This is a genomic window from Cyanobium sp. Aljojuca 7D2, from assembly GCF_024346415.1.
In the GTDB taxonomy this organism is placed as follows: domain Bacteria; phylum Cyanobacteriota; class Cyanobacteriia; order PCC-6307; family Cyanobiaceae; genus Cyanobium_A.
Genome location: NZ_JAGQCX010000002.1, coordinates 327647 through 341222 on the forward strand (window position 1 = coordinate 327647; position 13576 = coordinate 341222).

The 13576-nt window shown below is 67.5% G+C and carries 12 protein-coding genes; 6 read left to right on the forward strand and 6 right to left on the reverse strand.

Features of this window, described 5'->3' with window-relative positions:
• Positions 1-4 precede the first annotated feature (4 nt).
• From KBY57_RS03940 to tig, 4 genes are all read right to left on the reverse strand, one after another.
• Positions 5-652, reverse strand: coding sequence for a lecithin retinol acyltransferase family protein (locus KBY57_RS03940; RefSeq protein ID WP_254994559.1), 648 nt, complete (start codon positions 650-652; stop codon positions 5-7).
• Positions 653-678: 26 nt separating this feature from the next.
• Positions 679-2052 carry an ATP-dependent protease ATP-binding subunit ClpX gene (gene clpX, locus KBY57_RS03945; protein ID WP_254994560.1) on the reverse strand — a complete coding sequence of 458 codons (1374 nt, stop codon included), beginning with the start codon at positions 2050-2052 and terminating at the stop codon, positions 679-681.
• 78 nt (positions 2053-2130) lie between these two features.
• Positions 2131-2778 (reverse strand): ATP-dependent Clp endopeptidase proteolytic subunit ClpP, encoded by a 648-nt coding sequence (gene clpP, locus KBY57_RS03950; protein WP_254994561.1) that lies wholly within the window; start codon positions 2776-2778, stop codon positions 2131-2133.
• 58 nt (positions 2779-2836) lie between these two features.
• Positions 2837-4255 (reverse strand): trigger factor, encoded by a 1419-nt coding sequence (gene tig, locus KBY57_RS03955; protein ID WP_254994562.1) that lies wholly within the window; start codon positions 4253-4255, stop codon positions 2837-2839.
• Between the two features lie 216 nt (positions 4256-4471).
• Between tig and KBY57_RS03960 the strand changes: the two genes are divergently transcribed.
• From KBY57_RS03960 to KBY57_RS03970, 3 genes are all read left to right on the forward strand, one after another.
• Complete coding sequence (locus tag KBY57_RS03960; RefSeq protein WP_254994563.1) at positions 4472-5551, forward strand: aspartate-semialdehyde dehydrogenase; 1080 nt, start codon at positions 4472-4474, stop codon at positions 5549-5551.
• Positions 5548-6453: a 4-hydroxy-tetrahydrodipicolinate synthase gene (dapA, locus tag KBY57_RS03965; protein WP_254994564.1), complete on the forward strand. Its 906-nt coding sequence runs from the start codon at positions 5548-5550 to the stop codon at positions 6451-6453. The genes KBY57_RS03960 and dapA overlap by 4 nt, the downstream gene beginning before the upstream one ends.
• A 62-nt stretch (positions 6454-6515) precedes the next feature.
• On the forward strand, positions 6516-8522 hold the full coding sequence (locus tag KBY57_RS03970; RefSeq protein ID WP_254994565.1) for a ribonuclease J: 2007 nt from the start codon (positions 6516-6518) through the stop codon (positions 8520-8522).
• 19 nt (positions 8523-8541) lie between these two features.
• Here KBY57_RS03970 and KBY57_RS03975 read toward each other — a convergent pair whose 3' ends face one another.
• Both KBY57_RS03975 and tilS read right to left on the reverse strand, forming a co-directional pair.
• Complete coding sequence (locus KBY57_RS03975) at positions 8542-9162, reverse strand: hypothetical protein (RefSeq protein ID WP_254994566.1); 621 nt, start codon at positions 9160-9162, stop codon at positions 8542-8544.
• Entirely contained in the window at positions 9159-10211 is a 1053-nt protein-coding gene (tilS, locus tag KBY57_RS03980) for a tRNA lysidine(34) synthetase TilS (protein WP_254994567.1), read from the reverse strand. The genes KBY57_RS03975 and tilS overlap by 4 nt, the downstream gene beginning before the upstream one ends.
• Positions 10212-10236: 25 nt before the next feature.
• Between tilS and KBY57_RS03985 the strand changes: the two genes are divergently transcribed.
• The 3 genes from KBY57_RS03985 (at position 10237) to uvrB (ending at position 13560) form a co-directional block, all read left to right on the forward strand.
• Entirely contained in the window at positions 10237-11040 is an 804-nt protein-coding gene (locus KBY57_RS03985) for a DUF561 domain-containing protein (protein WP_254994568.1), read from the forward strand.
• Positions 11041-11108: 68 nt separating this feature from the next.
• On the forward strand, positions 11109-11537 hold the full coding sequence (locus KBY57_RS03990) for a phage holin family protein (protein ID WP_254994569.1): 429 nt from the start codon (positions 11109-11111) through the stop codon (positions 11535-11537).
• Between the two features lie 16 nt (positions 11538-11553).
• Entirely contained in the window at positions 11554-13560 is a 2007-nt protein-coding gene (gene uvrB / locus KBY57_RS03995; protein ID WP_254994570.1) for an excinuclease ABC subunit UvrB, read from the forward strand.
• The last annotated feature ends 16 nt before the right edge of the window (positions 13561-13576 follow it).

Sequence of the window (13576 nt, forward strand, 5' to 3'; positions counted from 1 at the left end):
GAGGTTACTGGTCCTGTCCCGGTTCGAACTGACGCCGCAGCCGCTCTTCCAGTTCTTCCACCTCCGTGAGCCGGTCGGCCAGGTTTTGGGCGGCGAGCCGCAGGCTTTCAAAACGCTCCTGGCCCCAGCGCGCCTCGGCCCGGCTCAGCTCCTCCTCCAGCTTCTGCTGCAGGCTCAGGCGCAGCTGGTCGAGTTGGGCCAGGCTGCGGCGGGCCAGCTCCTTGCCCTTCTCCACTTGGGTGTTCTGGCGCAGCAGCAGCCTGGCGCCAGTGAGCACGGCGGCGGGCATCCACTGACCGAAGGCCAGGGCCCCGAGGCTGCCGGTGTGCAGCCAGTCTTCGACCTGGGCGCTGCGGTGGCGGCCGGTTTTGCACCAGTGGGCGAAGTGCTCGCAGTTGTTGAACAGCAGGTTGTAGTTCTGCTCGCCCAGCCGACCCATGGCCCGCCGCAGGGTCACTCCGGCCGGCGAGCAGGTGCCTTCGGCGTAGGGCACCACCGCCACCGGTTCGTCGCGGCTGAACTCCGCCACCGGGCTGCGCAGAATTTCGCGCCCCTCCAGGTAGTGGGCCACGCTGCCGTCGCCCAGGTCGATGCCGTGGTGCAGGAATAGGCCGTGCTGGCGCGGCACCTGCAGGTGGTCGGCGGCGGACATCGGTGCAGGGGCAGCGGGGTCCGGCCTCAGGCGCTGGCCTGTTGGGCTTCGTCGAGGTTGCCGGCGCTCAGCGGCACCACCTGACCCTTGCTGCGCTGCTCCACCAGCTCCCGGGTCACGGTGAAGGCTTTGACGTCCTTGCGGGAGGGCAGGTCGTACATCAGATCGAGCATCAGCTCCTCCACGATGCCCCGCAGGGCCCGGGCGCCGGTCTTGCGGCGGTGGGCCTCGATGGCGATGGCTTCGACGGCCCCCGGTTCGAACTCCAGTGCGACGTTGTCCATGCTCAGCAGCGTCTGGAACTGCTTGACCAGGGCGTCGCGCGGTTCGGTGAGGATGGCCTCCAGGGCGGGCGTGTCGAGGGGTTCGAGCACCGCGCTCACCGGCAGGCGCCCGATGAATTCGGGAATCAGGCCGTAGCGCACCAGGTCTTCGGGTTCGAGGTGGCGCAATACCTCCGCCGCATGACGATCCTTGCCGCTGCGGGGCCGGCTGCTGCCATCGGCGTTGAGGAAGCCGATGGCATTGCGGCCCATCCGCTTCTGCACCACATCTTCGAGGCCCACAAAGGCACCGCCGCAGATGAACAGGATCTGGCTGGTGTCGATCTGGATGCAGTCTTGATAGGGATGCTTGCGTCCGCCCTGGGGCGGCACGTTGGCCACGGTGCCCTCCAGCATCTTCAGCAGCGCCTGCTGCACTCCCTCGCCGGACACATCGCGGGTGATCGAGGGGTTTTCGCTCTTGCGGGCGATCTTGTCGATCTCGTCGATGTAGATGATGCCGCGCTGGGCCTGCTCCACATCCAGATCGGCCTTCTGCAGCAGGCGCAGCAGGATGTTTTCCACGTCTTCGCCGACGTAGCCCGCCTCGGTGAGGGTGGTGGCGTCGGCCACCGCAAAGGGCACGTCGAGCATGTCGGCCAGGGTTTGGGCCAGCAGGGTCTTGCCGCAGCCGGTGGGGCCGATCAGCAGGATGTTGCTCTTGTGCAGGCGCGTGGCGGTCTGGTCGGTTTCACCCTTGCCGTCGCCCTGCCAGGCCAGACGCTTGTAGTGGTTGTACACCGCCACGGACAGGTTTTTCTTGGCTTCTTCCTGACCCACCACCTGGCGGTCGAGGAAGGCCTTGATCTCCTGGGGCTTGGGCACCTCCGCCAGGGTGGGGGCAGGCTTGGAGGTTTTCTTGGCAGGCGACTTGCTGCGGCTGGTGTCCGGGGTATGGCGCCCGCCGCCGCTGCTGCTGCTGCCCTGGCCGTCCACCAGCTCCTCATCCAGGATCTCGTTGCAGAGATCGATGCATTCATCGCAGATGTAGACGCCTGGACCGGCGATCAGCTTGCGCACCTGTTCCTGCGATTTGCCGCAGAACGAGCACTTCAGGTGGGCGTCGAACTTGGCCATTCGGGGCGGCGACGGGCGGGCAGGGGGCCTGGGTCCAGGATCGACGGGAAACGACGGTTCGTCAGCCGACCTTAAGGATCAAACCGGGCTCGAGTCAGTCACCACCCGGTCGATCAGGCCGTATTCAACCGCTTCCGCCGGCGAAAGGAAGTAGTCGCGGTCGGTGTCTTCGGTGATTTTTTCGAGCGGTTGGCCGGTGTGCTCGGCCATCAGGCCATTGAGGGTGTCCTTGAGGAACAGGATTTCCTTGGCCTGGATTTCGATGTCGATGGCCTGGCCCTGGGCGCCGCCGAGGGGCTGGTGAATCATGATCCGGGCGTTGGGCAGGGCGAGCCGCTTGCCCTTGGTGCCACCCGAGAGCAGGAAGGCGCCCATCGAGGCCGCCAGGCCATAGCAGATGGTCACCACGTCGGGCGCCACCTGCTGCATGGTGTCGTAGATGGCCAGGCCGGCCGTCACCGAGCCCCCGGGCGAATTCACGTAGATCTGGATGTCCTTTTCCGGATCTTCGGCTTCAAGAAACAGCAGCTGGGCCACCAGGGAGTCGGCCACCTGGTCGTCGATGCCGGTGCCCAGGAAGATGATCCGCTCGCGCAGCAGGCGCGAGTAGATGTCGAAGGCGCGGTCGCCTTTGCCCGACTGCTCCACCACCGTGGGCAGCACCCCGGGGGAGCCGCTGGGGCTCCAGCTGCTGTGGATGGGATGGCGGATGGTGGCGTCGATCACGCGCGGGGGAGGACTCGTGGTTGCAATCTATGGGCTTTGACCGGGCACCGGGCCCGGATCAGGCGTCGCCCTTGTCGGCCTTGGTTGCTTTCGCTTTGGCTTTCGCCTTGGGCTTGGCCTCATCACCGCTCCCCGGAGCGTCGTCCTCGGGAGCTTTTTCGGTGATGGTGCTGTTGGCTTCCAGCCACTCCAGCAGCTTGTCCCGCAGCAGGTCGTCGGCCACGGCCAGGCGCAGCCGTTCGGGATCGATGTTGCCCTGCTGGCTGAGGCCGCGGCTGATCTCCTTCACCTTGGCCTCCAGCTCCTGGGCTTCCACCTCGATCTTTTCGGCGGTGGCCAGGGCCTTGAGGGCCAGGCTGCGGCGCAGACGCTCCTCGGCCTCGGGGCGGGAGGTGTCCATCAGGCTGCGCACCAGGTCGGGGGTGAACAGCTTTTTGACGTCCATCCCCTGCTGGGCGATCTGGCCGGCGGTCTGCTCCACCAGGTTGCGGATTTCCTGCTGCACAAGGGTTTCGGGCAGCTCCACCTCGAGCTCTTCCACCAGGGCGGCGAGCAGGGCGTCGTGACGGCTGGCCTTGGCCCGGCGCTCGGCGTCGTCCTTGAGACGGGTTTCCAGATCGGCGCGCAGCTCCGCCAGGGTGGCTTTGTCGCTGGCCTGTTGGGCGAAGGCGTCGTCGAGGGCGGGCAGCTCCCGGCTCTTGAGGTCTTTGAGGCTGATCTCGAAGCGGGCCGCTCGACCGGCGGCGTCCTCCTGGGGGTAGCTCTCGGGGAACTGGCAGTCGATGGTTTTGCTGTCGCCCACCGCCATGCCGATCACGCCCTCAACGAAGCCCGGGATCATGCGGCCCTCCTCCAGCTCCACCTCCATGGCATCGCTGCTACCGCCGCTGATCGCCTCGTTGGTGTCGGTGTAAACGCCACTGAAGCTGAGCACCGCCACGTCGCCACTGGCGGCCGAGCGGCCCTCCACCGGCACCAGGGTGGCGAGCTGCTTGCGCGATTGGTCGATCAGCTCGTCCACGCGGGCGGCGTCATAGGCGATCGCTTCGGCCTCGGCCTTGAGCCCCTTGGTGGCCTTGAGGCTGGGGGTGGGCTCGACGTCGAGCTCCAGGGTGATCGTGAGCGCGCTGCCGGGTTCGAAGCGCTCCAGCACGGCCTCAAAGCCCTCGCTCAGCTCCGGCCGGCCGATGGCCGCCACCGGCTCCTGCTCTAGGGCGTCGCGGAAGGCGGCATCCACCAGGTCTTCCAGGGCGGTGGCCCGGATGCGCAGGGGGCCGATCTGCTGCAGCAACACCGGGCGGGGCACCTTGCCCTTGCGGAAGCCGGGCAGCTTGATGCTGCGGCTCAGCTTCTCCACGGCCGCGTCGTAGCTGGCCTGGCTGCGGCCGGCGGGGATGGCCACCTCCAGGGCCACGCGGCTGCCCGGGCGGGGGGTGGCCTTGACGGTCAGCGTGGCGGTGGCGGCGGCAGAGCTCATGGAAAACAGTTGCAGCCATTCATCTTAGAAACTGACCGTTCCGAGCTCTGAACGCGTATTGTTCACTCGGCGCACGACGAAGGCGATAGCTTCCCAATCAGCAAAGCTGCGGTCTGGATGCAGACCCGTTCTTTGCGGCAGCTTCTTGCACCCGGCACGGGTCCGTTTCAGCCCGTTCCGCTTCCGCCACCAGCTTTTGATTCCATTCCCGCTCCCTTGACCGCCGCCCAGACCGCCCCTTCCCCCACCCCCATTTCCCTTCCCAACCGACCCCTGCGGGTGGCGGTATTAGGCGCCACTGGCGCGGTGGGCCAGGAGTTGTTGGAGTTGCTCGACGAGCGGCAGTTCCCCGTGGCGGAGCTGATCCCCTTGGCGTCGCCCCGCTCCGCGGGCCAGAGCCTGCACTGGCGCGACCAGGCGCTCACGATTCAGCCCGTGGAGGCCTCGGCCTTTGACGGGGTGGATGTGGTGCTGGCCTCCGCCGGTGGCTCGGTGTCCAAGCAGTGGGCCCCGGTGGCGGCGAGCGCCGGCGCCGTGGTGATCGACAACTCCAGTGCCTTCCGCATGGACCCTGAGGTGCCGCTAGTGGTGCCCGAGGTGAATCCGGAGGCTGCCTTCGGCCATCGCGGCATCATCGCCAACCCCAACTGCACCACGATCCTGCTCACCCTGGCCCTGGCTCCCCTGGCGGCCAAGCGGGCGATCCGTCGCGTGGTGGTGAGCACTTACCAGAGCGCCAGCGGGGCCGGGGCCCGCGCCATGGAGGAGCTGCGCAACCTCAGCCGCACGGTGCTCGACGGGGGCGAACCGGTGAGTGAGGTGCTGCCCCACTCGCTGGCCTTCAACCTGTTTCTGCACAACTCGCCGCTGCAGCCCAACGGCTACTGCGAGGAGGAGCTCAAGATGGTCAACGAGACCCGCAAGATCATGGGCACGCCCGAGCTGCGGCTCTCGGCCACCTGTGTGCGGGTGCCGGTGCTGCGGGCCCACTCGGAAGCCGTCAACATCGAGTTTCACGAGCCCTTCACGGTGGACGAGGCCCGCGCCCTGCTGGCGGTGGCGCCCGGCGTGGAGCTGCTGGAAAACTTCGAAGCCAACCGCTTCCCCATGCCCACCGACGTGACCGGCCGGGATCCTGTGGCCGTGGGTCGCATCCGCCAGGACCTCAGCGAGCCCAACGCCCTGGAGTTGTGGCTCTGCGGCGATCAGATCCGCAAGGGTGCGGCCCTCAACGCCATCCAGATCGCCGAACTGCTGATCCAGGGCCCGACAGAAGTGCCAGGAGGTGCCGCTTGAGCCTCGCCCAGGGGTCGTCCGCGCCATTTGGGCGCGTGCTGACGGCGATGGTGACGCCGTTTGCCGCCGATGGTTCGGTGGATCTGGCGCTCACGGCCCGGTTGGCCGAGCACCTGGTGAGCCAGGGGTCCGATGGCTTGGTGGTGTGCGGCACCACCGGCGAGTCGCCCACCCTCAGCTGGGCTGAGCAGCATGCCTTGTTTGCGGCGGTGAAGGGTGCCGTGGGCGGCCGCGCCAAGCTGATTGCCGGTAGTGGCAGCAACTGCACCGCCGAGGCGGTGGAAGCCACCCGGGAGGCGGCGGCCCTCGGTGCCGACGGCGCCCTGGTGGTGGTTCCTTACTACAACAAGCCCCCCCAGGACGGCCTGGAAGCCCATTTCCGCGCCGTGGCTGCGGCGGCTCCTGAGCTGCCGCTGATGCTTTACAACATCCCGGGCCGCACCGGCACAAGCCTGGAGCCGGCCACCGTGGCCCGGCTGCTCGACTGCCCCAACGTGGTGAGCTTCAAGGCCGCCAGCGGCACCACCGAAGAGGTGAGTGCCCTGCGGGCCCTCTGCGGCGACCGCCTTGCCATCTACAGCGGCGACGACGCCCTCACCCTGCCGATGCTGGCGGTGGGGGCGGCGGGCGTGGTGAGTGTGGCCAGCCATCTGGCTGGGCCCGAGATCAGCGCCATGATCCGCGCCTTCCTTGCCGGCGATTTCGCCGAGGCCCTAGCCCTGCATGAGCAGCTGTTGCCCCTCTGCAAGGCGCTGTTCTGCACCACCAATCCCATCCCCGTCAAAGCCGCCCTGGAGCTCTGCGGCTGGCCGGTGGGTGCCCCCCGTCTTCCATTGCTTTCTGCCACCGCCGACGTGCGACAACGCCTCTCTGAAACCCTGGCCGCCCTGCGTCCTACCTGACGCCAAGGCTTGAGACCAGTTCCGTTCCGATTGTTTCCATTCCCTAAATCGTTTTTGTTTGTATGACCCATTCCAACGGTGCCAAGCCATCCACTATCAAGAAGCCAGCCCTGCGGGTGATCCCCCTCGGCGGTTTGCATGAGATCGGCAAGAACACCTGCGTGTTCGAGTACGGCGACGACATCATGCTGGTGGATGCCGGCCTGGCCTTCCCCAGCGATGGCATGCACGGCGTCAACGTGGTGATGCCGGACACCAGCTATCTGAAGGAAAACCAGAAGCGCATCCGCGGCATGATCGTGACCCACGGTCACGAAGATCACATCGGTGGCATTGCCCACCACCTCAAGAACTTCAACATCCCCGTGATTCATGGCCCGCGTCTGGCGCTGGCCATGCTCACCGGCAAGATGGAGGAGGCCGGTGTGATGGATCGCACCATCCTGCAAACCGTCGCCCCCCGCGATGTGGTGAAGGTGGGCCAGCACTTCTCGGTGGAGTTCATCCGCAACACCCACTCGATGGCTGACAGCTTCTCGCTGGCGATCACAAGCCCGGTGGGCACGGTGATTTTCACCGGCGACTTCAAGTTTGACCACACCCCGGTGGATGGCGAAACCTTCGACATGGCCCGCCTAGCCCACTACGGCGACCAGGGCGTGCTGTGCCTGTTCAGCGACTCCACCAACGCGGAGGTGCCGGGCTTCTGCCCCCCCGAGCGCTCGGTGTTCCCCTGCCTGGATCGCCACATCTCCCAGGCGGAAGGCCGGGTGATCATCACCACCTTCGCCAGCTCGATTCACCGGGTGTCGATGATCCTGGAGCTGGCCCTCAAGAACGGCCGCAAGGTGGGTCTGCTGGGCCGCTCCATGCTCAACGTGATCGCCAAGGCGCGCGAGTTGGGCTACATGCGCGCCCCCGACGATCTGTTCGTGCCGATCAAGCAGATCCGTGATCTGCCCGACCGCGAAACCCTGTTGCTGATGACCGGCAGCCAGGGTGAGCCCCTCGCCGCCCTGAGCCGCATTTCCCGCGGTGAGCATCCCCAGGTGCAGGTGAAGAGCTCCGACACGATCATCTTCTCGGCCAGCCCGATTCCGGGCAACACCATCTCGGTGGTGAACACCATCGACCGGCTGATGATGCTCGGCGCCAAGGTGGTTTACGGCAAGGGCGAGGGCATCCACGTGTCTGGCCACGGCTTCCAGGAAGACCAGAAGCTGATGCTGGCCCTCACCAAGCCCAAATACTTCGTGCCGGTGCACGGGGAGCACCGCATGTTGGTGGCCCACAGCAAAACCGCCCAATCGATGGGCGTGCCGGCCGACAACATCCTGATCATCGACAACGGTGACGTGGTGCAGCTCAGCCCCGATTCGATCAGCAAGGGCGATCCGGTGAAGGCCGGCATCGAGCTGCTCGACGCCTCCCGCAACGGCATCGTCGATGCGCGGGTGCTCAAGGAGCGCCAGCAGTTGGCGGAAGACGGCGTGATCACTCTGCTGGCTGTGATCAGCACCGACGGTGTGATGGCCGCGCCGCCGCGGGTGAATATCCGTGGTGTGGTGACCACGGCCGATGCCCGCAAGCTCTCGATGTGGGCCGAGCGGGAAATCGGCTGGGTGCTGGAGAACCGCTGGAACCAGCTCTGCCGCAACACCGGGGGCAAGGCTCCCGACGTGGATTGGGTGGGCGTGCAGCGCGAGGTGGAGGTAGGCCTGCAGCGCCGCCTGCGCCGCGAGCTGCAGGTGGAGCCCCTGATCATCTGCCTGGTGCAGCCTGCCCCTGCCGGCACGCCGGCTTACAAAGGCCGCGCCGATGCCGAGCCCGATAGCCGCCCGGCTCCCCGGGGTCGGGGTGGTCGCGATGGTGGCCGTGATGGAGGCGGCCGTGGCCGCGACGGGGCAGCTCCGGCACCCCAGCGTCAGCTTGCTGCCGTTGGCGCTCCCGCTGCAGCTGCCCCCGCGGCGGCCACGGCTGTGGCTGTGAAAACATCGGCGCCAGCCGAGCTTGAGCCCGAACCCGCCGGCCGCACCCGCCGTCGCCGCTCCGCCGCAGCCGTGGGCTGAGGCCCCGGTTCAGGCGGTCTCAGCGGATCACCACCCGCAACAGCCCCTTGGAGAGCTCGGCCATCTCCTCGGGGCTGAGCCCCTTGATGGGCTCAGCGGTAGGGGCAGGGCTCTCGGCGCGAATGGCGACGTCCAGCTCCTCTGCACTCGCAGGATTGGCTTGCGCCACCGCGATCAGTTCGGGTTCTTCGATCACCTCCACCGCCACCTCCGGCACCGTTGCTTGGGCTGCAGGATCGATCCCACCCAGTTGCTCCATCCAGGGCATGGCGGGCATGGCGACGGACGTTGCCTCTGCTGGGGCCGGTTCGGGTGTCGGCGGGGTGGCCGTTTGGCTGGTGCACTGCTGCAGGCCCAGGGCGGCAATGTCCAGCAGCACCGGCTCCTGGGTGGCGGCGTGCACCCGGCTGTAGAAGCCGGATGCCGTGGCGGCGTCCTGGTAGCCATACAGATACGTGTGACCGAGCAGCAGCTGCAGGCGCTGGCGCAGGGGATGGCCGGCGTCGTCGGGTAGCTCCAGCAGCAGTTCTTCGCTCCGCCGGGCCACGTCGTCCCACCGCCGTTCGCTGTACACCCGCTCAATCGCCTCGTAACGCTGTTGCAGAGGGTCTGGTGTGGCGGCCATGGAGGCGGCGGTCATGGCGGCGGCGGTGGGGCAGGAGGGTCGAGCCACAGTGTGGAGCGATCCCAGCGCAGCTGCCAACCCGCGCCCAGATGGGCGCTGCCGGGAGCCTGGCCGGATTGCAGCCGCTGCCGCACGTCTTCCAGGGGGCGGGCCGCCAGCACCTGCTTGGTGTGGCGCTCGAGCCAGCGGTGCAGCAGCTGGCGCTGGTTGGCGGGCGCCAGGCCCACCAGCAACTGGCGTTGCAGGGCTGGCGTGGCTTGCGAGGCGCTGGTGCTGCCGAGGGCTTGCAGGGCCAGGTCCACCAGTTCGCCACCCCAGTTCACCTCGTCCACCAGCCGCTCGGCCTGGGTGCTGATGCGCACTGCGGCGCCGGGATGCAGGGCTTCCAGCACGGGCAGCACCTCGGCTCGGACGCGGTTGCGGCTGTAGCGGCGGTCGTTGTTGCACGGGTCGTGCAACAAGGGCAGATCCAGTTGCGCACAGAGGCGGCCCGTGTCGGCGCGGGAGAAGGTCAGCAGGGGCCGCGCCAGCAGCAGCGGGCTCGAGCCGGCGGCGAGGGGGCGCAGGCTGCGCAGGCTGGCCAGACCGCGGCGGTGGCTGCCGCGGGCCAGGTGCAGCAGCAGGGTTTCGGCCCGGTCGCTGGCGGTGTGGGCCGTCACCACGTGGCTGGCCCCCAGCTCCCGGGCTCGGGCCTCCAGCTGGCCGTAGCGCCAGGCGCGGGCGCCGGCTTCACTGTGCTGATCAGTGGTGTTGGGCGCTGCGGGCGGTTGCTCCCAGCGATCGATGTGGAGTGTCAGCCCCTGGGCGGCGGTCCAGGCGGCCAGCTCGGCAGCCTGGCGGCCGGATTCGGGGCGCCAGCGGTGATCGCCGTGCCAGAGCTGTAAGTGCCACTGGTGCAGCCGCTGCAGGTCGAGCAGGAGGGCCAGCATCGCCATGGAATCCTGGCCGCCGGATACCGCCAGCAGCAGGGTGGCCCCTTCCGGCAGCAGCTCCGGGTGGCGCCTCAGGTGGCGGTGCAGGCGCAGGTGGTCGGGGCTCCAGCGTGGCCCGGATGGGAGAATCACCCCACTATCCAAACGGTTGCATCCCATGGTTGCGAAGTCGCGTCTCGATCAGCTGCCCAGCGCGCTGCAGGCCGCGGTGGCCGAGCGTCGCCTGCTCAAGGTGATCGCCGGCCTCACCAACTTCGATGCTGCCGCCGTGGAGCGCATCAGCCAGGCGGCCGGCCAGGGCGGCGCCGACCTGATTGATGTGGCCTGTGATCCGGCGCTGGTGCGGCGCGCGGCCGAAGCCAGCCACCTGCCGATCTGCGTCAGCGCCGTGGAGCCTGAGCTGTTCCCCGCCGCCGTGGCCGCCGGCGCCGCCATGGTGGAGATCGGCAACTACGACGCCTTTTATCCCCAGGGCCGGATCTTCGACGCCGCCGAGGTGCTCGAGCTCACCCGCCGCACCCGCGCCCTGCTGCCCCAGGTGGTGCTGAGCGTCACCGTGCCCCACGTGCTGCCCCTCGACCAGCAGGAGCAGCTGGCGGTGGATCTGGTGGCTGCCGGCGCCGACATCATCCAGACCGAGGGCGGTACCAGCGCCAAGCCCTTCAGCGCCGGCACCCTCGGCTTGATCGAGAAGGCGGCCCCCACCCTGGCGGCGGCCCATGCGATCAGCCGTGCCCTTCTCGCGGCCGGTTGTGAGGCTCCCGTGCTGTGCGCCTCTGGCTTGTCGGCCGTCACCCTGCCGCTGGCGATTGCCGCCGGCGCCGCCGGGGTGGGCGTGGGCTCGGCCGTCAACCGGTTGGCGGACCCGCTGGCGATGGTGGCGGTGGTGCGCGGCCTGCGGGAGGCGCTGGGCAGCGGTCTGGCCGTGGGTGTGGCGGCTGGCGCAACAGTTGCCGGTTGACGCCAGGCTCTGTGGTGCCCTGCTGAACCCATGACTACCTTGCGGGAGTTGATCCCTGCCTGGTTGTCATGGGTTCGTTGATGTGGCTGTTGCAGTGGCCGATCCGCGCGATCGTGCTGTTGATCGTGGCCTGGCTGCCCCTCGGCGTGGAGGTGAGCAGCTTCCCGATCGCCCTGCTCGCCGCCGTGGTGATCGGCCTGCTCGGCACCCTGTTGATCTGGCCGTTGAAGCTGGTGTTTGGTCCGATCTGGGCGGTTACCAGCCTGGGCGGGCTGATCAGCCCGGTGAGCCTGCTGTTCAACTGGATCATCACCGTGATCCTGTTCGGCCTGGCGGCCTGGCTGATCAAGGGGTTCCGCCTCAAGAACGGTCTGGTGAGCGCGATCCTCGGCGGCGTGGTGTATGCTGTGCTGTCGGCGATCATCCTGCGCCTGCTGGGCCTCGACGTGGACTTCACCCGGGCGGCGGCGCTGATCACCGCAGCTCCAGTGGCCTGACCCCGACAATGGGGGGATGGTTCCGTTCCAACTCCACGCCCCCTACCAGCCCAAGGGTGACCAGCCCACCGCCATCGCTGGGCTCGTGCAGGGCGTCGATGGCGGCGAGCGCTACCAGACCCTGCTAGGGGCCACCGGCACCGGCAAGACGTTCACGATCGCCAATGTGATCGCCCAAACCGGGCGTCCCGCCCTGGTGTTGGCCCACAACAAGACCTTGGCGGCCCAGCTCTGCAATGAGCTGCGGGAGTTCTTCCCGAACAACGCCGTTGAGTACTTCATCAGCTACTACGACTACTACCAGCCGGAGGCGTATGTGCCCGTCTCCGACACCTACATCGCCAAAACAGCGTCGATCAACGAAGAGATCGACATGCTGCGCCACTCGGCGACGCGCTCGTTGTTTGAGCGCAAGGATGTGATCGTGGTGGCCTCGATCAGCTGCATCTACGGCCTGGGGATTCCCAGTGAATACCTCAAGGCGGCCGTGAAATTCCAGGTGGGCGAAACGCTCAATCTGCGCGGATCGCTGCGGGAGCTGGTGAACAACCAGTATTCCCGCAACGACCTGGAGATCTCGCGCGGCCGTTTCCGGGTGCGGGGCGATGTGCTGGAGATCGGCCCGGCCTACGAAGACCGCCTGGTGAGGGTTGAGCTGTTTGGCGATGAGGTGGAGGCGATCCGCTACGTGGATCCCACCACCGGCGAGATCCTGCAGAGCCTGGAGAGCATCAACATCTACCCGGCCAAGCACTTCGTGACCCCCAAGGAGCGGCTGGCCGAGGCGATCCAGGCGATTCGCACCGAAATGCGGGAGCGGCTGGACGTGCTCAACGGCCAGGGCCGGCTGCTGGAGGCCCAGCGGTTGGAGCAGCGCACCACCTACGACCTGGAGATGCTCGAGCAGGTGGGCTACTGCAATGGCGTCGAGAACTACGCCCGCCACCTGGCTCGGCGGGAAGCGGGCACGCCGCCGGAGTGCCTGATCGACTACTTCCCCGACGACTGGTTGCTGGTGGTCGATGAGAGCCACGTCACCTGCTCCCAGCTGCAGGCCATGTACAACGGCGACCAAGCGCGCAAGCAGGTGCTGATCGAGCACGGCTTCCGCCTCCCCAGCGCCGCCGACAACCGGCCGCTCAAGGGCTCTGAGTTTTGGGAGAAGGCGAAGCAGACCATCTTTGTGAGCGCCACCCCCGGCAATTGGGAGTTGGAGCAGAGCCATGGCCAGGTGGTGGAGCAGGTGATCCGCCCCACCGGTGTGCTCGATCCGATCGTGGAGGTGCGCCCCACCGAGGGGCAAGTGGACGACCTGCTGGGCGAGATCCGGGTGCGGGCCGACAAGCGGGAGCGGGTGCTGGTGACCACCCTCACCAAGCGCATGGCCGAAGACCTCACCGACTACCTGGCCGAAAACGGCGTGCGGGTGCGCTATCTGCACTCGGAGATCCACTCGCTCGAGCGGATCGAGATCATTCAGGACCTGCGCAATGGCGAATACGACGTGCTGGTGGGGGTGAACCTGCTGCGCGAAGGCCTGGATCTGCCGGAGGTGTCGCTGGTGGCGATCCTCGATGCTGATAAGGAAGGCTTCCTGCGGGCCGAGCGCTCCCTGATCCAGACCATCGGCCGCGCCGCGCGCCACATCGAGGGGGTGGCCTTGCTCTATGCCGACAACCTCACCGATTCGATGGCCAAGGCCATCTCGGAAACGGAGCGCCGCCGTGCCATCCAGCACGCCTACAACGAGAAGCACGGCATTACGCCCACCCCCGCCGGCAAGCGGGCCGGCAATTCGATCCTGGCCTTCCTGGAGGTGTCGCGCCGGCTCAACGACGACCAACTGGAGCAGGCCACCGAGCAGGCCGAGCACAACGAGGTGCCCCTCGATGCCCTGCCGGAGCTGATTCAGCAGCTCGAAGACAAGATGAAGGCGGCGGCCAAGGCCCTCGACTTCGAAGAAGCCGCCAACCTGCGCGACAAGATCAAGACCCTGCGCCAGAAGCTGGTGGGCCAGCGCTGAGGCTTCCTCCAGGCTT

Coding starts and splice junctions, on each gene's coding strand:
- clpX (WP_254994560.1), bottom strand. CDS start 2,052: ATGGCCAAGTTCGACGCCCACCTGAAGTGCTCGTTCTGCGGCAAATCG.
- KBY57_RS03970 (WP_254994565.1), top strand. CDS start 6,516: ATGACCCATTCCAACGGTGCCAAGCCATCCACTATCAAGAAGCCAGCC.
- tig (WP_254994562.1), bottom strand. CDS start 4,255: ATGAGCTCTGCCGCCGCCACCGCCACGCTGACCGTCAAGGCCACCCCC.
- KBY57_RS03940 (WP_254994559.1), bottom strand. CDS start 652: ATGTCCGCCGCCGACCACCTGCAGGTGCCGCGCCAGCACGGCCTATTC.
- KBY57_RS03975 (WP_254994566.1), bottom strand. CDS start 9,162: ATGACCGCCGCCTCCATGGCCGCCACACCAGACCCTCTGCAACAGCGT.
- uvrB (WP_254994570.1), top strand. CDS start 11,554: ATGGTTCCGTTCCAACTCCACGCCCCCTACCAGCCCAAGGGTGACCAG.
- KBY57_RS03985 (WP_254994568.1), top strand. CDS start 10,237: ATGGTTGCGAAGTCGCGTCTCGATCAGCTGCCCAGCGCGCTGCAGGCC.
- KBY57_RS03990 (WP_254994569.1), top strand. CDS start 11,109: ATGGGTTCGTTGATGTGGCTGTTGCAGTGGCCGATCCGCGCGATCGTG.